This is a genomic window from Pseudomonas sp. KCJK9000, assembly GCF_046230725.1.
In the GTDB taxonomy this organism is placed as follows: domain Bacteria; phylum Pseudomonadota; class Gammaproteobacteria; order Pseudomonadales; family Pseudomonadaceae; genus Aquipseudomonas; species Aquipseudomonas promysalinigenes.
Genome location: NZ_JBJJLN010000038.1, coordinates 22307 through 44815 on the forward strand (window position 1 = coordinate 22307; position 22509 = coordinate 44815).

19 protein-coding genes, 1 other RNA gene and 1 pseudogene are annotated in these 22509 nt (G+C 59.6%); 11 read left to right on the plus strand and 10 right to left on the minus strand.

The window, feature by feature from the left end; genetic code table 11:
• Positions 1–28: 28 nt before the first annotated feature.
• The 4 genes from dapB to grpE form a co-directional block, all read right to left on the minus strand.
• Positions 29–832 carry a 4-hydroxy-tetrahydrodipicolinate reductase gene (dapB, locus tag ACK59H_RS16490; RefSeq protein WP_186478857.1) on the minus strand — a complete coding sequence of 268 codons (804 nt, stop codon included), beginning with the start codon at positions 830–832 and terminating at the stop codon, positions 29–31.
• A gap of 13 nt (positions 833–845) precedes the next feature.
• Entirely contained in the window at positions 846–1970 is a 1125-nt protein-coding gene (gene dnaJ, locus ACK59H_RS16495) for a molecular chaperone DnaJ (RefSeq protein ID WP_060478647.1), read from the minus strand.
• Between the two features lie 197 nt (positions 1971–2167).
• On the minus strand, positions 2168–4093 hold the full coding sequence (dnaK, locus tag ACK59H_RS16500; RefSeq protein ID WP_409264635.1) for a molecular chaperone DnaK: 1926 nt from the start codon (positions 4091–4093) through the stop codon (positions 2168–2170).
• 102 nt (positions 4094–4195) lie between these two features.
• Positions 4196–4750: a nucleotide exchange factor GrpE gene (gene grpE / locus ACK59H_RS16505; protein ID WP_060478649.1), complete on the minus strand. Its 555-nt coding sequence runs from the start codon at positions 4748–4750 to the stop codon at positions 4196–4198.
• Positions 4751–4943: 193 nt separating this feature from the next.
• Here grpE and recN point away from each other — a divergent pair, with 193 nt between their 5' ends.
• Positions 4944–6617 carry a DNA repair protein RecN gene (gene recN, locus ACK59H_RS16510; protein ID WP_409264636.1) on the plus strand — a complete coding sequence of 558 codons (1674 nt, stop codon included), beginning with the start codon at positions 4944–4946 and terminating at the stop codon, positions 6615–6617.
• Between the two features lie 62 nt (positions 6618–6679).
• Here the strand turns inward: recN and fur are convergent, their stop codons facing one another.
• Positions 6680–7084, minus strand: coding sequence for a ferric iron uptake transcriptional regulator (gene fur / locus ACK59H_RS16515; protein WP_060478651.1), 405 nt, complete (start codon positions 7082–7084; stop codon positions 6680–6682).
• Between the two features lie 97 nt (positions 7085–7181).
• Here fur and ACK59H_RS16520 point away from each other — a divergent pair, with 97 nt between their 5' ends.
• A complete protein-coding gene (locus ACK59H_RS16520; RefSeq protein ID WP_186478860.1) occupies positions 7182–7715 on the plus strand; it encodes an outer membrane protein assembly factor BamE in 534 nt (177 codons plus the stop codon).
• A gap of 243 nt (positions 7716–7958) precedes the next feature.
• Here ACK59H_RS16520 and ACK59H_RS16525 read toward each other — a convergent pair.
• Positions 7959–8250: pseudogene (locus ACK59H_RS16525) on the minus strand (RnfH family protein).
• Positions 8237–8677 (minus strand): type II toxin-antitoxin system RatA family toxin, encoded by a 441-nt coding sequence (locus ACK59H_RS16530; RefSeq protein WP_186478861.1) that lies wholly within the window; start codon positions 8675–8677, stop codon positions 8237–8239. The pseudogene ACK59H_RS16525 and the gene ACK59H_RS16530 overlap by 14 nt, the downstream one beginning before the upstream one ends.
• Before the next feature lie 163 nt (positions 8678–8840).
• Between ACK59H_RS16530 and smpB the strand changes: the two genes are divergently transcribed.
• Positions 8841–9323, plus strand: coding sequence for an SsrA-binding protein SmpB (gene smpB / locus ACK59H_RS16535; protein ID WP_003249914.1), 483 nt, complete (start codon positions 8841–8843; stop codon positions 9321–9323).
• A 160-nt stretch (positions 9324–9483) separates the two neighbouring features.
• Here the strand turns inward: smpB and ACK59H_RS16540 are convergent, their stop codons facing one another.
• Positions 9484–10251 (minus strand): FCD domain-containing protein, encoded by a 768-nt coding sequence (locus ACK59H_RS16540; protein WP_186478862.1) that lies wholly within the window; start codon positions 10249–10251, stop codon positions 9484–9486.
• A gap of 255 nt (positions 10252–10506) precedes the next feature.
• Here ACK59H_RS16540 and ACK59H_RS16545 point away from each other — a divergent pair, with 255 nt between their 5' ends.
• The 8 genes from ACK59H_RS16545 (at position 10507) to ACK59H_RS16580 (ending at position 20907) form a co-directional block, all read left to right on the plus strand.
• Positions 10507–12177 (plus strand): lactate permease LctP family transporter, encoded by a 1671-nt coding sequence (locus ACK59H_RS16545; protein ID WP_060480027.1) that lies wholly within the window; start codon positions 10507–10509, stop codon positions 12175–12177.
• Positions 12178–12240: 63 nt separating this feature from the next.
• Positions 12241–13386, plus strand: a complete 1146-nt coding sequence (gene lldD, locus ACK59H_RS16550; RefSeq protein WP_060480026.1) for an FMN-dependent L-lactate dehydrogenase LldD — start codon at positions 12241–12243, stop codon at positions 13384–13386.
• Between the two features lie 74 nt (positions 13387–13460).
• The gene (locus ACK59H_RS16555) at positions 13461–16271 is read left to right on the plus strand and encodes an FAD-binding and (Fe-S)-binding domain-containing protein (protein WP_409264637.1); all 2811 of its coding nucleotides are present in this window, start codon (positions 13461–13463) and stop codon (positions 16269–16271) included.
• A gap of 203 nt (positions 16272–16474) precedes the next feature.
• The gene (locus ACK59H_RS16560; RefSeq protein ID WP_060480024.1) at positions 16475–16765 is read left to right on the plus strand and encodes a hypothetical protein; all 291 of its coding nucleotides are present in this window, start codon (positions 16475–16477) and stop codon (positions 16763–16765) included.
• 102 nt (positions 16766–16867) lie between these two features.
• Positions 16868–17259, plus strand: a transfer-messenger RNA (tmRNA) gene (gene ssrA / locus ACK59H_RS16565).
• Between the two features lie 188 nt (positions 17260–17447).
• Entirely contained in the window at positions 17448–18704 is a 1257-nt protein-coding gene (locus tag ACK59H_RS16570) for an integrase domain-containing protein (RefSeq protein ID WP_409264638.1), read from the plus strand.
• Between the two features lie 944 nt (positions 18705–19648).
• The gene (locus tag ACK59H_RS16575) at positions 19649–20629 is read left to right on the plus strand and encodes an integrase domain-containing protein (RefSeq protein ID WP_409264641.1); all 981 of its coding nucleotides are present in this window, start codon (positions 19649–19651) and stop codon (positions 20627–20629) included.
• The gene (locus ACK59H_RS16580; RefSeq protein WP_186702330.1) at positions 20626–20907 is read left to right on the plus strand and encodes a hypothetical protein; all 282 of its coding nucleotides are present in this window, start codon (positions 20626–20628) and stop codon (positions 20905–20907) included. The genes ACK59H_RS16575 and ACK59H_RS16580 overlap by 4 nt, the downstream gene beginning before the upstream one ends.
• Before the next feature lie 11 nt (positions 20908–20918).
• On the opposite strand, the gene ACK59H_RS16585 is transcribed toward ACK59H_RS16580, so the two are convergent.
• On the minus strand, positions 20919–22301 hold the full coding sequence (locus tag ACK59H_RS16585; protein ID WP_409264639.1) for a 5-methylcytosine restriction system specificity protein McrC: 1383 nt from the start codon (positions 22299–22301) through the stop codon (positions 20919–20921).
• Positions 22301–22509 (minus strand): hypothetical protein (locus ACK59H_RS16590; protein WP_409264640.1); only part of this gene is annotated, 209 nt, incomplete at its 5' end. The genes ACK59H_RS16585 and ACK59H_RS16590, both read right to left, overlap by 1 nt.

Sequence of the window (22509 nt, forward strand, 5' to 3'; positions counted from 1 at the left end):
AGGTTTACCCGCGAAGCAGGCCAACAGCTCAGCGCAGTTCGAGCACGTCCTGCATGTCGTACAGGCCCGCAGCGCGCCCATCGAGCCACAGCGCCGCACGCACCGCGCCCTTGGCGAAGGTCATGCGGCTGGACGCCTTGTGAGTGATCTCCAAGCGCTCGCCATCCGCTGCGAACAGAACCGTGTGATCGCCCACTACATCACCGGCACGCACAGTGGCGAAACCGATGGTCTTGCGGTCACGCGCCCCCGTCTGCCCCTCACGGCCATAGACCGCCACTTCCTGCAGGTCACGCCCCAGGGCATTGGCGACCACTTCACCCATGCGCAGCGCGGTACCCGAAGGCGCATCGACTTTGTGCCGGTGATGCGCCTCGATGATCTCGATATCGACATCATCACCCAGCACCCGCGCCGCCATATCCAGCAGCTTGAGGCTGAGGTTGACGCCCACACTGAAGTTCGCGGCGAAAACGATCGGTATGTCCTTGCCAGCTTCGGCCAGCAAGTGCTTCTCCTCGACCGTGAAACCGGTGGTGCCGATCACCATCGCCTTGCCGTGCTTACGGCAGAACGCCAGATTCTTCAGAGTGACGGATGGGTGCGTGAAATCGATCAGCACATCGAATTCGTCGGCCACCTTGACCAGATCATCGGACAACAGCACGCCAATCCGACCGAGGGCTGCCAGCTCACCGGCATCAGCACCGACGAGCGAGCTGTCAGGACGATCGACCGCCGCCGTCAGCCCCGCACCCGGGGTTTGCTGCACGGCTTCGATGAGGGTCTTGCCCATCCGCCCTGCTGCGCCCATTACCGCAATACGTCGCATAGCTTATTCCTTGTCAGAGATCGCCGAAGAAGCGTTTAACACCATCGAACCAGCCACTGGCCTTGGGCGAATGGGAGCTATCGCCTTCCAGCGAACTGCGCAGCTCTTCAAGCAGCTCACGCTGACGGCGGCTGAGGTTGACCGGGGTTTCCACTGCAACACGGCACAACAGGTCACCGGCACCACCGCCGCGCACTGGTGCTACACCCTTGCCACGCAAGCGGAACTGCTTGCCGGTCTGGGTACCCTCCGGGATTCTCAGCTTCACACGGCCATCGAGGGTCGGCACTTCCAACTCACCGCCCAAGGCAGCATCGGTGAAGCTGATCGGCACTTCGCAATACAGGTGCTTGCCATCGCGCTGGAAGATCTCGTGCTCACGCACGTTGATCACCACGTACAGGTCGCCAGTCGGGCCACCGTGGGTCCCCGCCTCGCCTTCGCCCGACAAACGGATACGGTCGCCCGTGTCGACGCCCGCCGGCACCTTGACCGACAGAGTCTTGTATTCCTCGACACGACCTTCGCCATGGCAGGAGGTGCAGGGGTCGGTGATGATCTTGCCTTGGCCGTGGCAGCGAGGGCAGGTTTGCTGCACCGAGAAGAAGCCTTGCTGCATGCGCACTTGGCCGATGCCACCGCAGGTTGGGCAGGTGGAAGGAGTCGAGCCCTTCTTGGCGCCAGAACCATCGCATGGCTTGCAGTTGACCAGCGTAGGCACACGGATGCTCACCGTGGTGCCACGCACCGCTTCTTCCAGGTTCAGCTCAAGGGTGTAACGCAGGTCACTGCCACGCTGGGCACCGCCACGGCCGCCACCACGCCCGCCACCAAAGAAGTCGCTGAACACGTCACCGAAGATGTCGGAGAAGTTGGCACCACCGAAACCTGCACCGCCGCCACCCATGCTCGGATCGACGCCGGCATGGCCGTACTGGTCGAACGCCGCGCGCTTGCTGGCATCGGACAGCACTTCGTAGGCCTCGTTGGCCTCTTTGAACTTGTCTTCCGACTCTTTATCGCCTGGGTTGCGGTCGGGGTGGTACTTCATCGCCAGGCGGCGGTAAGCCTTCTTGAGGTCAGCTTCGGTGGCGCCGCGCTCGACACCCAGGACCTCATAATAATCACGCTTGGACATAGGTCATTTGCACCTTTTGGGGCGTCCGGCATCTGCGCCGCGCCATCAGCGCCTGCCTAGAGGCCACGGATAGCCCGGACAAACGCTGTAAAAAATCTCGAATTCCAGATACGCCAACGCGGGAGCAAGCCCCCGCGCGGCGACATCCTACCAGTTCACCGGCCTAAGCCGGTGAGCGGGTCGACAACCTGCAAGAATTACTTCTTGTCGGCGTCTTTGACTTCTTCGAACTCAGCGTCAACCACGTCGTCGTGCTTGGCTTCAGCTTCTGGCTGCTGTGCACCGCCCTGAGGCTGCTCAGCTTGTTGCTCGGCGTACATCTTCTGAGCAACTGGGGCCGAGACCTTGGACAGCTCTTCGACCTTGGCGTCGATGGCAGCTTTGTCATCGCCTTTGACAGCGGCTTCCAGGGCAACCACGGCAGCTTCGATCGCGGTCTTCTCTTCAGCGGTGACCTTATCACCGGCATCAGCGACCATCTTGCGAGTCGAGTGCACCAGCGCGTCACCCTGGTTACGGGCAGCGGCCAGCTCTTCGAACTTGCGGTCTTCCTCGGCGTTGGCCTCGGCGTCACGCACCATGCGCTCGATTTCGTCGTCGGACAGGCCAGAGTTGGCCTTGATCACGATCGACTGGCTCTTGCCGGTGGCCTTGTCTTTGGCGCTAACATGCAGAATGCCGTTGGCGTCGATGTCGAAGGTCACTTCAATTTGCGGCACACCACGCGGTGCTGGCGGAATGTCAGCCAGGTCGAACTTGCCCAGCGACTTGTTCTGCGCAGCCTGCTTACGCTCACCCTGCAGCACGTGAATGGTCACAGCGCCCTGATTGTCGTCGGCAGTCGAGAACACCTGCGACTTTTTGGTCGGGATGGTGGTGTTCTTCTCGATCAGCGGGGTCATCACGCCGCCCATGGTTTCGATACCCAGGGTCAGCGGGCTGACGTCCAGCAGCAGCACGTCTTTCACGTCACCCGCCAGTACAGCACCCTGGATGGCAGCACCCATGGCCACGGCTTCGTCGGGGTTAACGTCCTTGCGTGCTTCTTTACCGAAGAAATCAGCAACAGCCTTCTGCACCATCGGCATACGGGTCTGGCCACCGACCAGGATCACGTCGTCGATCTTGCTGGCGTCGATCCCGGCGTCCTTGAGCGCGATGCGGCAAGGCTCGATGGTACGGTTGACCAGGTCTTCTACCAGCGACTCCAGCTTGGCGCGGGAGATCTTCACGTTCAGGTGCTTAGGACCGGTTGCGTCTGCAGTGATGTACGGCAGGTTGACGTCGGTCGATTGAGCCGAGGACAGCTCGATCTTGGCTTTTTCAGCGGCCTCTTTCAGGCGCTGCAGAGCCAGTGGATCGTTTTTCAGGTCCATGCCCGACTCTTTCTTGAACTCGTCGACGAGGTAGTCGATCAAGCGCATGTCGAAGTCTTCACCACCGAGGAAGGTGTCGCCGTTGGTGGCCAGTACTTCGAACTGGTGCTCACCGTCGACTTCGGCAATTTCGATGACCGAAACGTCGAAGGTACCACCACCGAGGTCATAAACGATGACGGTATGGTCGCCCTTGGCCTTGTCCATGCCGTAAGCCAGCGCAGCAGCGGTCGGCTCGTTGATGATACGTTTTACGTCCAGACCGGCGATACGGCCGGCGTCTTTGGTGGCCTGACGCTGGCTGTCGTTGAAGTAGGCCGGAACGGTGATGACCGCTTCGGTGACAGGCTCGCCGAGGTAGTCTTCGGCGGTCTTCTTCATTTTCTTCAGGACTTCGGCGCTGATCTGCGGCGGAGCCATTTCCTTGCCGCTGGCTTCAACCCAGGCGTCGCCGTTGCCGGCTTTGACAATCTTGTAGGGAACCAGCTTGATGTCTTTTTGCACGACATCTTCTTCGAAGCGGCGGCCAATCAGGCGCTTCACTGCGAACAGGGTGTTGTGCGGGTTGGTGACAGCCTGACGCTTGGCCGACTGACCTACCAGGATTTCGCCGTCGTTGGCGTAGGCCACGATCGAAGGGGTAGTACGCGCACCTTCGGCGTTTTCGATGACCTTGACGTTACCGTTTTCCAGAATGGAGACGCACGAGTTGGTGGTCCCCAGGTCGATACCGATGATTTTGCCCATGTTAACTCTCCCGAAACTTGAATTTTTCAGCAGCGGCTGTTTCTAGCCAACTGCGGTAATACTTGAGTGCTTGACACTTAAATGGGGATGCCCGGAAAGATTTCAAGCCTTCTCATCGATAGAAGGTTGCGCGGCTGCCGGGGCCTTGCTCACCACCACCATGGCAGGGCGCAGCAGGCGGCCGTTGAGCAGGTAACCCTTCTGGAACACGTTGAGTACGCTGTTAGGCTCAACGTCCGCGCTCTCCTGCATGGCCATGGCCTGGTGGTGCTCAGCGTTGAATGGCTGGCCGTGCGGGTCGATGGCTTCGAGGTTGTAGCGCTTGAGGGTGTCCTGGAACATCTTCAGGGTCAGCTCGACGCCTTCACGGGTATTCTTGACTTGCTCATCCTCAGGGTCGAGGTGGGTCAAGGCCATTTCCAGGCTGTCGATCACCGGCAGCAGGTCGCCCGAGAACTTCTCGAGGGCGAACTTGCGCGCCTTGTCGACCTCCTGCTCGGCGCGGCGAATGCTGTTCTGCGCTTCGGCAGCAACACGCAGGGACTGATCCTTGGCGGCGGCCAGCTGCTCCTCGAGCTCCTGAACGCGGGCGCCGTTATCCACTGCACCAGCCTCTTCGGCATTAAGGTCTTTTTCATTCAGCTGTTCGTCAGCCATGGGTTCTCTCCTCCGCAATTTCTGTTGTACGAGCAAAGCTCGCCGTGTCTGCGGGCTATATGGGGCCGGAAAAACCAGCTTCAAGGGGCAAGCAGGTTTTTGCCGGCCGCAACAGATTCCGCCAAGGGGCATTGGCAGGCCTGAAAAAAGTACTGTATAAATAACCAGACCTGAACTTCGGGAGCCGTCCACCATGCTGGTGCACCTGTCCATTCACAACTACGCCATCGTCGAACACCTCGACCTCGAAATCGCCCGCGGCATGTCGGTCATCACCGGCGAGACCGGCGCTGGCAAATCGATCATGCTCGACGCCCTCGGCCTGGCCCTGGGCGACCGCGCCGACAGCGGCGTGGTGCGCCCCGGCACCGACAAGGCAGACATCCTGGCCACATTCGACCTGGTGGACATCCCCGAAGCCCATGCCTGGCTGGCAGAGCGCGACCTGGCCAATGACGGCCCTTGCATCCTGCGCCGGGTCATCACCGCCGAAGGCCGCAGCCGCGGGTACATCAACGGCACGCCCTGCCCGCTTGGCGACCTCAAGGCACTGGGCGAGTTGCTGATCGATATCCACAGCCAGCACGAACACCAGTCATTGCTCAAAACTGACACCCACCGCCGCCTGGTGGACGAATACGCTGGCGCCGTCGACCTTTCCCGCCAGGTGCAACTGGCCGCCAAGCGCTGGAACCAAACACGCCTGGAGCTCGAACGGCTGAGCAACTCCGGCGACGAGCAACGCGCCCGCCACCAACTGCTCAGCTACCAACTGGAAGAGCTCGATAACCTCGGCCTGGGCGAAAACGAACTGGAGCAACTGGAGCAGGAGCACAAGAACCTGACCAATGCCGAAGCCCTGTTCGGCATCTGCCGCCAGGTCATCGACCAGTGCAGCGAAAGCGATTCGGGCAACGTGCTCAGCGCCCTCACCGCCAGCCTCAACCGGCTGGGCGCCGCCACCAATGCGCCGCGCGCGTTGAGCGAGGCGGCCAACATGATCGCCAGCGCGCAAATCCAGGTCGAAGAAGCTGTGGGGGAGCTCAACCGCTTCCTCGACAATTTCGATGCCGACCCCATGCGCCTGCAAGCCCTGGAGGAGCGCCTAGACACCATCTATACACTGGCGCGCAAACACCGCTTGCACCCCACCGAGCTGCCGCGGCTGCAGCAGCAACTGATGGATGAACTTGAGGGTTTGAACGCCAGTGACGAGTCCATCGAGCGCTTGGGCGAGGAGCTGGCCGCTTTTGCCCAGCACTATAAACAGAAGGCGCAGGAGCTGAGCGCTCTACGCCAGCAGGCCGCCAAGCAGCTGGCAGTTGCGGTCGAGCAGGAAATCCAGCGCCTGGGCATGCCAGGCGGGCGGTTCTGCATCGAACTCACCCCCAATGAAAGCGATGAGCTGTCTGCCCATGGCCTGGAGCAGGTCGAACTGCTGGTCAGCGCCAACCCCGGGCAGCCGCTCAAGGCCCTGGCGAAGGTGGCTTCCGGGGGTGAGCTGTCACGGATCAGCCTGGCAATTCAGGTGATCACTGCGCAGACCTCACGCATCCCCACCCTGGTATTCGACGAGGTCGACGTCGGCATCGGTGGCCCGACTGCCGAAATCGTCGGCCAGTTGCTACGCCGCCTGGGCGAGCGCGGCCAGGTATTGACCGTGACACACCTGCCACAGGTCGCCGCGCAAGGGCATCACCATCTGTTTGTGCACAAAGTGCGTAACAGCGACACCACCCACACGGCTGTGACCAGCCTGGGCAAACGTGAGCGGGTCGAGGAGGTGGCTCGAATGCTGGGCGGCATCGACCTGACCAAGGAATCCCTGGCCCACGCTCGCAAGATGGTGGTGTCAGGTAAAGCCTGAGTTACCCAGAAAGCACAAAGGCGACCCGAAGGTCGCCTTTGTTGTTGGTAACGGAGAAATCGTTACTTTTTCTTGCGCACGTAGAGGACCAAGTTATGGTCCACCAGCTCGTAGCCATGCTCGGCCACGATCTCCCTCTGGCGACGTTCGATTTCCGCGTCCATGAACTCGATTACTTCACTGGTATCAACGTTCACCATGTGGTCATGGTGGCCGCCATCAGCCAGTTCGAACACCGCGTGGCCACCGTCGAAGTTGTGGCGCACCACCAGTCCTGCTGCTTCGAACTGGGTCAGTACGCGATACACGGTTGCCAGACCGACGTCCTCGCCAGCCTCCATTAGCGCCTTGTAGACATCCTCGGCGCTCATGTGACGTTGCTCGGCAGAGTCGAGCATTTGAAGGATCTTGACTCGAGGCAGTGTCACCTTGAGACCGGCTTTGCGCAGTTCGCTATTTTCAACCATGGTCAGCTTTCTCGCCGATGCTGCTTCGCAGCTTCTCTTAATACGGGTATGATCGGTGTTTACGTTGTCCAGCCAAGATAGTGGAAGTCGCCCACCGATGCAAAACACCAAGCTCTTGCTAAACAGCCTCGCCTTCGCGGGACTGCTCGCACTCGCCGGTTGCTCGTTTCCCGGGGTTTACAAAATCGACATCCAGCAGGGCAATGTCGTCACGCAGGACATGATAGACCAATTGCGCCCGGGAATGACCCGCCGGCAAGTAAGGTTTATCATGGGTAACCCGCTGTTGCAGGACACTTTCAACACCAATCGTTGGGATTATCTGTACAGCCTGCAACCCGGTGGCGGCCAGCGCCAGCAGGAACGCATGAGCATCTTTTTCAACGACAGCGACCAGTTGGTCAGCCTGTCGGGTGACTTCATGCCAGGGGTAAGCCGCGACCAGGAAATCCTTGGTGGCAGTGGCAATACCACAGTCAGCCCAGCTACCCAGCCAGGGGAAGCCACACCGCAACCGGAAGAAAAACCGGCCAAGCCAGGTTCGACGGAAGAAGCCATCCAGCGCGAAATCGACACCATCGAGACTACACCGGTCCCGACACCCGCGCCGCTGGACACTTCGCCGCAGTAAAAGCCGGCTCCAACAAGAGCCCGGATCATGGTCCTAATGCTGTTCACTTAAGCATTTGTGTACAGGCTTGGGAGCGAAAAATCCGATATCAGTGATCTGGTGTCGGATTTTTTTTGGGGTTCAATCTGAGCCTTTTAGCGCCTGTGAGATCGAGCGCCGCCGAAGAGCTCACGCCGAGCCTCTAGGCTTAAGTAAACAGCATTACGGACCATGGCCCGGGCTTTTTGTAGTCTGGGCACTGACTCAGCGCTTGGCCTTGGCATTTGCAGCGCGCTGCCTGCGCGCCTCAGCTGGGTCGAGCAGCAACGGCCGGTAGATTTCCAGACGGTCCCCTTGCTTCGACCACTCGCTCATGGGCATCGGCCACCAGCTTGCCGAAGATACCGACTGGGCACTGCTCGACATCCAGGACTTGTATCTGCGCGGCAATCCCCGACAAATGCAACGCTTCACGCACCGTCGCTCCGGGCGGGACGTCACACGCCATCAGCCACTGATGCTCAGCCGTGGCGTAGGCCACCTCAACCTTTGGCATTGAGCTCTTTGGCACGCTGGCAAAACGCATCCACCAGGGTATTGGCTGCCTGGTTGAACAGCGGCCCCAGCGTAGCGCGCACCAGGGCGCCAGCGTAATCGAAGGTCAGGTCCAGGCTGATCTTGCAGGCTTTATCACCCAACGGCTTGAACACCCACAGGCCATGCAACTGAGTAAACGGCCCCTCCTCCAGGTTCATCTCGATGGACTGGCCCGGCACCAGCACATTCCGGGTGACGAAGTGCTGACTGATACCGCCCTTGGCCACATCCAGCTTGGCGCGCATGTGAGTCTCGCTGGCCTCGATCACCGTGGAGGCCGAGCACCAAGGTAGAAATTCAGGGTAACTGGCCACATCGTTGACCAGATCGTAAAGCGCCTGGGCAGGGTACGGCAGCAGGGCGGAGCGTTGAATATGGGTAGTCATCCAGGCATCACTTCCAAGGCTGGTTGGCGGCGCTTCGCAGCGTGCCGAAAACAGGTTCTGTACAAAGAACAGGCTTTGTATTGTCCGGTATTCATTGCAGTGGCTCAAGCACACCGAAATCCCGTAGCCGACCGCACGATGAGTTGCCTATAATGCCGCCCCTATGGCTAAACAAAAGAAACATCCGACCGGGACCATCGCGCAAAACAAGAAAGCGCGACACGATTACTTCATCGAGCACAAGTTCGAGGCCGGGCTGGTCCTGTCCGGTTGGGAAGTAAAAAGCCTGCGGGCCGGCAAGGCGCACCTGACCGACAGCTACGTGCTGCTCAAGGATGGCGAAGCCTGGCTGTTCGGCAGCCACATCACCCCGCTGACTACCGCCAGCACCCACGTCATCGCTGACCCCACCCGCACCCGCAAGCTGCTGCTGAACAAGCGCGAGCTGGAGCGCGTGGAGGCCGCTGTGGCGCAAAAAGGCTACACCTGTGTGGCCCTGGCGCTGTACTGGAGCAAGCACCTGATCAAGTGCGAGATCGCACTGGGCAAGGGTAAGAAGGAGTTCGACAAGCGCGACACCATGCGCGAGCGCGACTCCAACCGCGAGCTTCAGCGGGCAGTGCGCAACAAGGGTAAGGAAGAGTGAGTCTTCACTAGCCTGGCCCGGCCGCTTCGCGGGTGAACCCGCTGCCACAGGGTATGCACAGAGCTTGAAATCTGCGCATTCACTGTGGCGCCTCAGGGATTAGCACAGGGCCTGGAACCTGCGCACTGCCTTAAGCAGCAGGTTCACCCCCGAACAATCATCAATGCCCGCTGCGCCGCTCCGCACGTGCCACGCGCTGCGCTTCGTGTTGCGCTTCTTCCAGCACCTCCTGCACATACAGTATGTGCCGGCTGGACACCTCCCGGGCATCCTCCGCCCTGCCCTCGACGATCGCCTGATACAACTCGCGGTGCTGGCTGATCAGCATGTCGCGTGTTTCCGTGCGCTGCTGGTACATGCCACCAATGTTGGTCACCACATTGCGCTTGAGCAGGTCGAACAAGCCCCTGATCGTATGCAGCAACACCGCGTTGTGACTAGCCTCGGCAATGGCCAGGTGGAAACGCGCATCGGCCGCGCCCTCTTCGGCACGGGTTGCCTCGTCGGCCCGCGCATAGCAGTCCTGCAAGGTATCGAACGCCTCCTTCAGCCGCGCCCGATCCGGTTCGGTGGCGCGCTGGGCGGCGTAATAGGCACAGGACGCCTCCAGGGTATGGCGAAACTCCAGCAGGTCGCGCTGCGCCTCGGTGCTGTGCTCGAGCAACTGCAGCAGCGGGTCGCTGAACGTCGAGCCAAGGGCCTGCGCCACGTAATTGCCCCCGCCCTGGCGGCTGACCAGTAACCCCTTGGCCACCAGCTTCTGGATCGCCTCGCGCAGTGACGGGCGCGACACCCCGAACTGTTCGGCCAGGACGCGCTCAGCCGGCAACCGCTGCCCAGACGTCAGCGTGCCTTCAAGGATCATCCCTTCCAACCGATCGACGATATCGTCGGACAGGCGCCGTTGGCGAACCTGATCAAAAACCATCACTTGCTCTCCAAAAACCCCGACCTACTCAGCGGGCTGCCTATTCTCGCCGATCCGCGCCGCCCCAGCACGCCTCAGCCGACGATTTTCGCAATGAAACAGCCGGCCGTTCATCGCCACGCGACCAAGGTTTTACACGGGACAAATTGACACACCCCTAACCGCGCTTTTAACCTAGCGACCAGCCATTGTAAATTGGTCTTACCAATTATCCAATGCCAGTGCCTGACCAACAACAATTAGGGGCCACCCCATATGCAAACCTGGCAACAACTCTATACCCCGCTTGGTAGTCTCGGCCTGTCCGCGCTGGCGGCGGTCATCCCTATCGTGTTCTTCTTCCTCGCCCTGGCCGTGTTCCGCCTCAAAGGCCACGTGGCAGGCAGCATTACCCTTGCCCTGTCGATCCTGGTGGCGATCTTCGCCTTCCAGATGCCTGTCGACATGGCCTTGGCTGCTGCAGGTTATGGCTTCCTTTACGGCCTCTGGCCCATCGCCTGGATCATCGTTGCCGCGGTGTTCCTGTACAAACTCACGGTCAAGAGCGGCCAATTCGAAGTGATCCGCAGCTCGGTACTGTCGATCACCGACGACCAGCGCCTGCAAGTGCTGTTGATCGGCTTCTGCTTCGGTGCCTTCCTCGAAGGCGCAGCCGGCTTCGGCGCACCGGTCGCCATCACTGCGGCCCTGCTGGTAGGCCTGGGCTTCAACCCGCTGTACGCCGCTGGCCTATGCTTGATCGCCAACACTGCCCCTGTGGCGTTTGGCGCCCTGGGCATCCCGATCATCGTGGCCGGCCAGGTCACCGGTATCGACGCCTTCCACATTGGCGCCATGACCGGCCGCCAGCTGCCTCTGCTGTCGCTGTTCGTGCCGTTCTGGCTGGTATTCATGATGGACGGTCTGCGGGGCGTGAAGGAAACCTGGCCGGCCGCCTTGGTCGCTGGCCTGAGCTTCGCCGTCACCCAGTACTTCACCTCCAACTTCATCGGCCCAGAGCTGCCAGACATCACCTCGGCCCTGGCCAGCCTGATCTGCCTGACGCTGTTCCTGAAAGTGTGGCAGCCTAAGCGCGCATTCGCCGAAGCCAAAGCCAGCGTCGGCGCTGCGGTGGTGCAGCCAAGCGGCAGCCAGCCGACCCCCTACAGCTTCGGCGAAATCTTCAAGGCCTGGTCGCCGTTCCTGATCCTCACCGTGCTGGTGACCATCTGGACCTTGAAGCCCTTCAAGGCGGCCTTCGCTCCGGGCGGTGCGATGTACAACTTCGTGTTCAACTTCGCGATCCCTCACCTCGACCAACTGGTGATCAAAACCGCGCCGATCGTCACCGCACCTACGGCCATGCCTGCAGTGTTCAAACTTGACCCGATCTCGGCCACCGGCACCGCCATCTTCCTCTCGGCGCTGATCTCCATGGCCGTGCTGAAGATCAATTTCAAAACTGGTCTTACCACTTTCAAAGAGACGTTCTGGGAGCTGCGCTGGCCGATCCTGTCGATCGGTATGGTGCTTGCCTTCGCCTTCGTCACCAACTACTCGGGCATGTCCTCGACCATGGCCCTGGTGCTGGCCGGTACCGGCGCCGCCTTCCCGTTCTTCTCGCCGTTCCTCGGCTGGCTGGGCGTGTTCCTGACCGGCTCCGACACTTCCTCCAACGCGCTGTTCAGCTCGCTGCAGGCCACCACCGCGCACCAGATCGGGGTCAACGACACCCTGCTGGTCGCGGCCAACACCAGCGGCGGCGTGACCGGCAAGATGATCTCGCCGCAGTCCATCGCCGTGGCCTGCGCCGCCACTGGCCTGGTTGGCAAGGAGTCGGATTTGTTCCGCTTCACCGTCAAACACAGCCTGTTCTTCGCCACTATCGTCGGCCTGATCACCCTGATTCAGGCGTATTGGCTGACCGGCATGCTGGTTCATCACTAAAGTGAAAGGGGCCGGGCGCAATGACGCGCCCGGCATCGCCTTCAACCCACGCTGCGAGAATCCATGATCATTTCCGCCTCCACCGACTATCGCGCCGCGGCCCAACGCAAGCTGCCCCCCTTCCTGTTCCACTACGCCGACGGCGGCGCCTACGCCGAGCACACCCTGCGCCACAACGTCTCGGACCTGGCCAGCATTGCCCTGCGCCAGCGCGTACTGAAGAACATGTCTGCGCTGAGCCTTGAAACCAAACTGTTCGATGAAACCCTGAGCATGCCCGTGGCCCTGGCCCCAGTCGGCCTCACCGGCATGTACGCCCGCCGGGGCGAAGTGCAGGCCGCGCGCGCAGCAGCGGCCCACGGCATCCCCTTCACCATGTCCACCGTGTCGGTGTGCCCGATCGAAGAGGTGGCGCCAGCCATCGACCGGCCGATGTGGTTCCAGCTTTATGTGCTCAAAGACCGCGGCTTCATGCGCAACGCCCTGGAGCGGGCCAAGGCCGCTGGCGTCAAAACCCTGGTGTTCACCGTCGACATGCCAGTACCCGGCGCCCGCTACCGCGACGCCCACTCCGGCATGAGCGGCGCCAACGGCCCGATGCGCCGCGTGCTGCAAGCCATGACCCACCCCCAGTGGGCGTGGGATGTCGGCGTGATGGGCCGGCCCCATGACCTGGGCAATATCTCCAAATACCGTGGCAACCCCACGGGCCTGGCCGACTACATCGGTTGGCTGGGCAATAACTTCGACCCCTCCATCTCGTGGAAGGACCTGGAATGGATTCGCGAATTCTGGGACGGCCCGATGATCATCAAAGGCATCCTCGACGCAGACGACGCCCGTGACGCAGTCAAGTTCGGCGCTGATGGCATCGTCGTGTCCAACCACGGCGGCCGCCAGCTCGACGGCGTGCTGTCCAGCGCCCGCGCACTGCCGGCGATTGCCGATGCGGTCAAAGGCGATTTGAAGATCCTCGCCGACTCCGGCATTCGCAGTGGCCTGGACGTGGTACGCATGATCGCCCTGGGCGCCGACACCGTGCTGATCGGCCGCGCCTTCCTGTGGGCCTTGGCTGTGCATGGCCAGGCCGGGGTGAAGAACCTGCTCGAGCTGTTCGAAAAGGAAATGCGCGTAGCCATGGTGCTCACCGGCGCCAAGTCGATCAGCGAAATCAACCGCGATTCGCTGGTCCGCGAACTGGGCGCCTGAGCGCCCCCTCCCGTACCGCCTGAATGACCGGAGCACGCCGCGCGCCAGACGCCGCGGCCCCGTGAGGAGATTGCATGAGCCTGCCCGCTGCGTTTCTGCGTGATGCCGAGCGCCTGATCCCGGCCGAACGCCGTTTCGACGACCCAACCTCCACCTTGGCTTTCGGCACCGACGCCAGCTTCTACCGGCTGATCCCCAAGCTGGTGGTGCGCGTGGAAAGCGAAGACGAAGTGGTGGCGCTGCTGCAACTGGCCCAGCGCGAGCGCGTGCCGGTCACCTTCCGCGCCGCTGGCACCAGCCTGTCTGGCCAAGCCATCAGCGACTCGGTGCTGATCGTGCTGGGCGACAAGTGGAATGGCCGCGACATCCGTGGCCAAGGCGAGCAGATTCGCCTGCAACCCGGCGTGATCGGCGCCCAGGCCAACGCCTGGTTAGCACCCTATGGGCGCAAGATCGGCCCTGACCCGGCCTCGATCAATGCCTGCAAAATCGGCGGCATCGTCGCCAACAACGCCAGCGGTATGTGCTGCGGCACCGCGCAGAACAGCTATCACACCCTCGCCGGCCTGCGCCTGGTACTGGCCGATGGCACTCGCCTGGACAGCGAAGACCCGGCAAGCGTCGCGGCCTTCGAAAGCAGCCACGCCGAACTGCTCGAAGCCCTCGCCCGCCTAGGCCGCGAAACCCGCGCCAACACCGAACTGGCCGCGCGCATCCGGCATAAGTATCGGCTGAAGAACACTACCGGCCTGTCACTCAACGCCCTGGTGGACTACGACCAACCGCTGGATATCCTTCAGCACCTGTTGGTCGGCTCGGAAGGCACGCTGGGCTTCATCAGCGCCGTCACCTACAACACGGTGCCCGATCACCCTCACAAGGCCAGCGCCCTGCTGGTATTCCCCAGCGTGGAAAGCTGCTGCCGCGCCGTCACCGTGCTCAAGCGCCAGCCCGTGTCCGCCGTGGAGCTGCTAGACCGCCGCAGCCTGCGCTCGGTGCAGAACATGCCCGGCATGCCAGTATGGGTCAAAGGCCTGTCGGGCAATGCCTGCGCGCTGCTGATCGAGTCCCGCGCCGCCAGCCAGAGCCTGCTGCACGAGCAACTGCACCAGGTAATGGCCTCGATCGACGATTACCCGCTGGAACAAAAAGTCGATTTCAGCGAAGACCCAGCCGTCTACAACCAGCTGTGGAAGATCCGCAAGGACACCTTCCCCGCCGTCGGTGCCATTCGCCAAACCGGCACCACGGTGATCATCGAAGACGTCACCTTCCCCGTGGAGCAACTGGCCGAAGGCGTCAACCGCCTGCTCCAGCTGTTCGACAAGCACCGCTACGACGAAGCGATCATTTTCGGCCACGCCCTTGAGGGCAACCTGCACTTCGTCTTCACCCAAGGTTTCAACAGCCCCGAAGAAGTCGCCCGCTACCAGGCCTTCATGGACGACGTAGCGCAGCTGGTGGCGGTGGAGTTCGGTGGCTCGCTCAAGGCCGAGCACGGCACCGGCCGCAACATGGCGCCTTTCGTGGAGCTGGAATGGGGCGCCGATGCCTACCAGCTGATGTGGACGCTCAAGCGCCTGCTCGACCCTAACGGCATTCTCAACCCCGACGTAGTGCTAAGCACCGACCCCGACATTCACCTGAAAAACCTCAAGCCCCTGCCCGCTGCCGACCCCATCGTGGACAAGTGCATCGAGTGCGGTTTCTGCGAACCGGTCTGCCCCTCAAAAGGCCTGACCTTGAGCCCCCGCCAGCGCATCGTGATGTGGCGCGACATCCAGGCCAAGCAGCGCGCCGGTATCGACACCCGCGCCCTGCTGCAAACCTACCAGTACCAGGGCATCGACACCTGTGCAGCCACCGGCCTGTGCGCCCAGCGCTGCCCGGTTGGCATCAACACAGGCGAGCTGGTGAAAAAACTGCGTAGCCAGGCCGCGACCCATGGCAAAGCCGCCGACTGGCTGGCCAAGCATTTCCACACAGCCCTGGCTGGCGCGCGCTTCACCCTCACCGCCGCCAACACCGCCCGCAAACTGCTCGGCGCGCCGCGCCTGGCCAGCCTGAGCGCCACGCTGAGCAAAGCCAGCAAAGGCCGCCTGCCGCAGTGGTCGGCTGCCATGCCACAGCCGCTGCGCACCCCGGCAGTGGGCCCAGCGAGCAACGACGCCCGCCCCCGCGTGGTGTACCTGGCCGCCTGCGTATCCCGGGTGATGGGCCCTGCCTATGCCGACCGCGAGCAAAGCTCGCTGCTCGACAAAACCCGCGCCCTGCTGGAAAAAGCCGGTTACCAAGTGGTGTTCCCCGACAACGCCGACAGCCTCTGTTGCGGCCAGCCGTTCGCCTCCAAGGGTTACCCCGAACAGGCCGAGCACAAACGCCAAGAGCTGATCAACGCCCTGCTGCACGCCAGCCGCGGCGGCCTGGACCCGATCTACTGCGACACCAGCCCCTGCACCCTGCGCCTGGTGCAAGACCTGGGCGAAACCCGGCTAGACCTGTACGACCCGGTGCGCTTCATCCGCACCCACCTGCTGGACAAACTGGAGTTCACCCCCCAACAAGCGCCAGTGGCCGTGCACGTGACCTGCAGCACCCAGCACCTGGGCGAAAGCCAGGCCCTGATCGACCTGGCACGGCGTTGCAGCACACAGGTGGTAATCCCCGAAGGCATCCACTGCTGCGGCTTTGCCGGCGATAAAGGCTTCACCACCCCCGAGCTGAACGCCCACTCGCTGCGCAGCCTGAAAGACGCCGTGCAATATTGCAGCGAAGGCATCTCCACCAGCCGCACCTGCGAAATCGGCCTGTCCAGCCACAGCGGCATCGACTACCACGGCCTGGTTTACCTGGTAGACCGCGTTACCCGCCCACGCAGCCTCTAACCCCCAAGGCCGCACAGCGACCCGCCCCCACCGCCGGTGGGGGTGGCTAACCCGTGAACACGGCAACGCCCTCGCCATCCCATTTATTTCGCCGCCCAATCCACCCCCAAAGCCAAAAGCCATCACTGCGATTGAACCCTCGCCAAACCGCAGTAGTCCACCTTTACAGGCCCACTTCCCAGCGGCCATTAAAGGAGACACCCATGAAAGGTACCGCGCTTTCGGCCCTCTTCGCGGCCGCAACCCTCCTAGCCTCGCCGGTATTCGCCGCCGACCTGTGCTCCACCAACCTGGCGAAAATCGACAACGACATGGCCACCGCGGGCGCTACCGCCGAAGGCCTGGACAACGCCCTGACCGAACAAATCGACAAAGCCAAGGCCGCCCAAGCCTCTGGCGATACGAAAGAATGCATCGCCATCACCAGCAAAGTCCTGCTGCGCCTGGAAAAGACCGAAAAAGGCAGCGGTTCCGCTGGCGGCGGCGGCGCCTGAGGCTAGACAGCGCGGGCAACAGGACCGACTGTCGACGTCGCCCGCGCAATGGCGTATACTCCGTTTCACGTGCCGTAAGGTACGTTAGCCAAGAGCTAGTGTGGGGCCGATCAGGATTCGACGCCGGTAGCGAAACTCTAGGTGCATGCCGAGTTGGTAACAGAACTCGTAAATCCACTGTTGCAACTTTCTATAGTTGCCAATGACGAAAACTACGAGGGCTACGCTCTCGCTGCGTAAGCAGCTGAGCCCGCTCTCCTGGTAGCTTCGGCTCCAGCAATCATCAGGGGATGCCTGTAAACCCGAAATGATTGTCATACAGAACAGGATCGTCGTGTAGCACGTTGGGGGCAAAGCGACTAAAACTTACCCAACTCATCCAAAGCACCCTGCCCGTCGGGCGGCTGCGGATTAAATCAGTAGACACGGCTAAGCATGTAGTACCGACAGCGGAGTACTGGCGGACGGGGGTTCAAATCCCCCCGGCTCCACCAAATGATCAAACAAAGACGTCCACGGACGTCTTTTTTTGTGCCTGGAAGTCAGTGAAATCAAGGGTTTACCGCTCTTTTGAGGGCCACAACGGTTTTTTGAGTTCCAGCCATCCCGGTATTCCCGGTGGTATTCCAGCCTACCTGGGGCTAATCTTGGGAATACCAAAAGGTGTCATGGAGCTTCTCCCATGTGCGCTCAAACAGCTCGCCTCTCCGACCGCCAGCTCAAGGCGGTCAAGCCCAGAGACAAGGACTACGTCCTCACGGATGGCGACGGCCTCCAGCTCCGAGTCCGGGTCAACCGCTCGATGCAGTGGAATTTCAACTACAGGCATCCGATCACCAAGAATCGAATTAACATGGCGATCGGCTCCTACCCCGAGGTCTCTCTGGCGCAAGCTCGGCGGAAAGCGGTTGAGGCTAGGGAAGTACTTGCGCAGGGGATCGACCCCAAAGCTCAGCGCAATGATCTCGCACAGGCAAAGCTAGCCGAGACGGAACATACGTTCGAGAAAGTAGCTAGCGCCTGGTTCGAGCTGAAAAAGGACTCGGTCACGCCGGCCTATGCCGAGGACATCTGGCGCTCACTCACGCTGCACGTTTTTCCGAGCATGAAATCGACTCCGATCTCAGAAGTCAGCGCACCGATGGTGATAAAAATCCTGCGCCCTATCGAAGCCAAAGGCAGCTTGGAAACGGTGAAGCGGCTTGGCCAGCGCCTCAACGAGATCATGACCTACGGGGTCAATTCGGGAATGATTTTCGCGAACCCGCTTAGCGGGATTCGGGCGGTATTCAAGAAACCGAAGAAAGAAAACATGGCGGCGCTACCACCCGAGGAGCTTCCTGAACTCATGCTGGAAATAGCGAACGCCAGTATCAAGCGCACGACCCGCTGCCTGATCGAATGGCAGTTGCACACCATGACTCGCCCAGCCGAGGCGGCGACTACTCGTTGGACAGACATCGATTTTGAAAGGCGTGTCTGGACCATCCCGCCAGAGCGGATGAAGAAGCGTCGCCCGCACAGCATCCCGTTGAGCGATCAAGCCATGTCATTGCTGGAGATACTGAAGTCTCACAGTGGTCATCGGGAATACGTCTTCCCGGCAGACCGAAACCCTCGTACTCATGCCAATAGCCAGACCGCCAACATGGCATTGAAACGCATGGGCTTTCAGGACCGCTTGGTCAGCCACGGCATGCGCTCGATGGCCAGCACCATATTAAATGAACATGGGTGGGACCCGGAGCTCATCGAAGTGGCGTTGGCGCACGTCGACAAGGATGAGGTGCGCAGTGCCTACAACCGAGCCGACTACATCGAGCGACGACGGCCGATGATGGCTTGGTGGAGTGAGTACATCCAGAAGGCCGCCACCGGCAGCCTGCTTGCCTCAGCATATGGCCAAGTCAGAGACAAGAACGTGGTGCCGATCCGCTAGCGCTGTAAAGGCGCAATAACGGCGGCGACAGCAACTGAGCGCTCAAGATTCAGGGAAAGCAGTCTCGTTTCCCGCTTTTCAGCACGGGTCCATCCAAACAGGGCTGCAAAGCCACCCTGTTTGGATGGACCTCACTTTGAAGAGCTAAAAGCTAAGACGTTGTCCGGGGTTTACCACGGAATTCCACCGATGGATAATCGCTTTTCACGTTCCCAAGAGCGCTGAGCATCGGCCCTTGACCGCGTTCATCCACAGGCGTAGAACTGGCCGTGCAAGCGCTGTCGATGACAGCACCCCAGGTGACCCGAGCCTTAAAGGTCACGCCGCTCTCGCGGTGGTTCTCCCCAAGGGCGATTCGCATCCGGTAGCTCGCCCGGTCACTACCCATGTGATGGATGCTCTTACACATTTAGCGCTCGTGCGCCAGATACACCGTACCTCGTTGCCCTGCAGCAACCTATCCGCTTGGCCAAATATTGCGCCAACCTGTGCCCGTCTCTTTCTGTGGAAAGAGACGGGCACTTCTAACACTGCTGCAGCCCTGATCGCCCAAGGCTTTGCGGCATTCCCCCTCGTGACAATCGGCGTGACAAACGCCGATGTCACCAGCAACAGCCATGTAGATGATGGTGCCGCAGACCAAGGAATGGACTGCACCTGACTGACAGTCAGGTATGCCCCGGTCATCGCACTGCTGCGTTCACCCGGCTCTGGATCTTCAGGCGCTGGTTTAGTCAGCCAGCACTGCCTCCACCCGCCCACCGGCAACGGTGTTCAGGAGGCCAGATCATGAGATGCCCTTGCTCCCGGATGTAAGGAGCCGCCAGTCCCGCGTAGTGGACATTCCCCACAGGTCGCAGGGGCCTTGATCCCTGATAACACTCAACATTCTTGGCGGGATGACGTGGGGCGAGGATCGGAGATCGGAGGATGAGGTGAGCGACATGGCATTGGTGGGTAGACGTGATGGCCGCAATTTCGGCTATGGCAGGCAATTGAGCTATGCAGGGCCGCAGGCGCTGAAAGACATGTTCGGCGGTGGCCACTACGGTACGGTCAAGGCGCATAGTGATCGATGGCAGGCATTCGTGAAGTGGTGCCGCTCCGAACGAGGGCCAGGTATCAATGATGCGCGGATGATTGATCGGGAGGTGCTGGCCGACTATGCGGCGTACCTGTGCGACATGGTTAGGCGCGGTGACCTTGCTGTCAGCACCGCACAAAATCGCCTATCCAGCGTTAACAGGACCATGTCGGCGCTTCGCGGTGATCAGTACGTGAAATTGCCCAGTCCAAGCAAGGCATTGGGTATGCAGCGCACCGGAGTTCGCCAATCGGCTCCGCAAGGCCAAGACCGCGAACAGGTTAAGCAGATCGTCGATGCGCTTTGTCGCGATCATCAGCAACGGGCCGCAGCGATTGTTCTGTTGGCGCGAGCTACCGGCATGCGCCTGCGTGAGGCCATCCTGGCTGATCTGCCACGGCTAACCCGTGAGGCTAACGACCTAGGCAGAATTAACATTCAGGATGGCACCAAAGGTGGCCGAGCCGGGGCCTCGGCGCCACGTTGGATTACGGTGGACGACCAGGTTCAAGGTGCACTTGGATTTGCAAGGCAGGTGTCACCTGCAGGAAGCCGCAACCTGATTGCACCTAACGAAAGCTATCTGAATGTTTTGCAAGCAATCATCCGTCCTGCACGGGACGTCTTGCATGCACACAACCTCAAGGGCCTCCATGAGCTACGAGCGGCGTACGCATGTGAGCGCTACGAGCATATCACCCAACACCCCTCGCCCATCAGTGGCGGCCAATCTTTTCAGATAAATAAGCACCTAGATCGAGGGGCCAGAATGCAAATCAGCTATGAGCTTGGGCACGGTCGGATCGACGTAGTCGCGGCCTACATTGGAGGACGGTCATGAGTAAGCTATTCGATATGGAGTTGTTCTTGGCTGGCGTGTTGACTGGCTCGTTTGCGACGCGGCAACGCCATTTGCGGCAGGCGAAGTTTATCCAAGCTGAGATAGCTAAACGTTGGCAGCGAGAAACTCCTTGGGCCTGGCAGAGAAAGCATGTGGTTTGGTTTCTTACCCATCACCTTGATCAATACAGTAAAGCGACCCAGTATTACTATTTGCTGACCGTACAACTACTCGCTCGTCGTTTAGAAAAACCATGGACTTTTCATCTTTTAAATTAAGCATCTAAAACTCAAGAAGCCATAAGCTTCAATTCCGCAGCAATCTCAGACAAGCACTCTTCAACAACTTCGCATTCGCCCTTATGAAGCAACATCTTAAGTACATCCTGTAGCTGAATAGGAAGCACTTTTAGAGACGGTCTTGAGACCCCACTGTTTGTTTCACACCAAACAACAGTCCGGCTTTTAATATCAGGGGGTGCGACATCACTTGGCGATAGTTTAGGCGCTATAATAATGGCTCTAGGTGGAATGCTTTGACTGAAAACTGCTTGCAGCCTAGACTGGTAAAAAAACAGCTGGTAAATATCTTCGTTCGTGACCTTACCTAAAGGTTCGCTTGAATTCTGGGGAGAGCTTTCTACATACCTAGGTTTGAATTTTGCGTCGATTACGCCTACCGGTTTAATTCCCTTGTAAACAGTGATATCTGGCTCTACCTTTCGATATGTTTTCCCTGTCTCATCAATTAGAGCATGGCGGTCAGCGTTCTTAAATACCAGTCGGAGACCCAGCTTAGCTGCATAAGGAGCTAACAATCTCAAGAGGAACGATTCGAAGAGTGAAGGGATCGAAAAATCAAGATCATTCAGCCTGGCGCTGCCGGTTTCAGTTAAATCGAGAGGTGTTACCCCAAGAACCAAAGCTTTTGTTATCTGAATTAGCGGTCGATAACTTTCAGTTAGGCGAGAAATATTCCGATCAGCCAAATCAAAGTCCGTTGGAAGCAGGTGGCCTTTCGATGAAATTTGGCGCCAAATAAAGAGCTGAGTCGATGCAGCAGAAGCTTTTGAAGTTTTCTCTAAAATAGTTGAGGCCACCTCCAAGCCGGCAAGAACAATCCTATTGAGAAGATTGTCAGCATCCTGCTCGAAAACCCGGCACCTTAGCCCCTCTAACGGATGCCGCCCAAAATTCTTGGGCCAAACAATATTACCACGAAGATTTTTTGTAAAAGTTTCTTTTTTCACATAAGCTTTCGAAATATGCCCTTGAAGCAAGCTTTCCGCTTGAGCCACCAATATAGATGACATTACGCTCAAAAACATGTCATGCTTAAGCACTCCAACTTTAACACCACTAAAATTTTCTAGATTAAACTTTCGCAATTCACCATGAGTTGCATAAAGCACCAACAATAGAAAAACATCAGCACCAAATGGAGGGGTCGTTGTTATTGTGTAAGGCCCAATTTTTACCCTACCCACGATTAACCGGCTAGAATGCTTGATCCTTACCTTGCCATCACCTATGTCAGTTACGTCAACAATCTTTTGTATAATCCTTCGTTGAACCGGATCAGACAGTACGTGAGAGACCCCCATTAATACATGCTCAGCGCCTCCCTCTACCACGACATGAAAGCCTGGATCTATTCTAGCTTGAGCAAACATTAAATTTCACTCGACTCGTAGCTACTTTTTGTTAGATCACCTTCGGCAAGCCAGTCATTTGAAAAAGTCGCAGCGTCATTAATTCCTAGCCATTCGCGCAAAGCCTGCATGAAATCGGAATCACTTTTATGGGGGAATTTACCATCTGTATTGACCAACCCCCCCAAGACCCTTTGAACTCTATGCTTATCTAAATAACAATATTCTG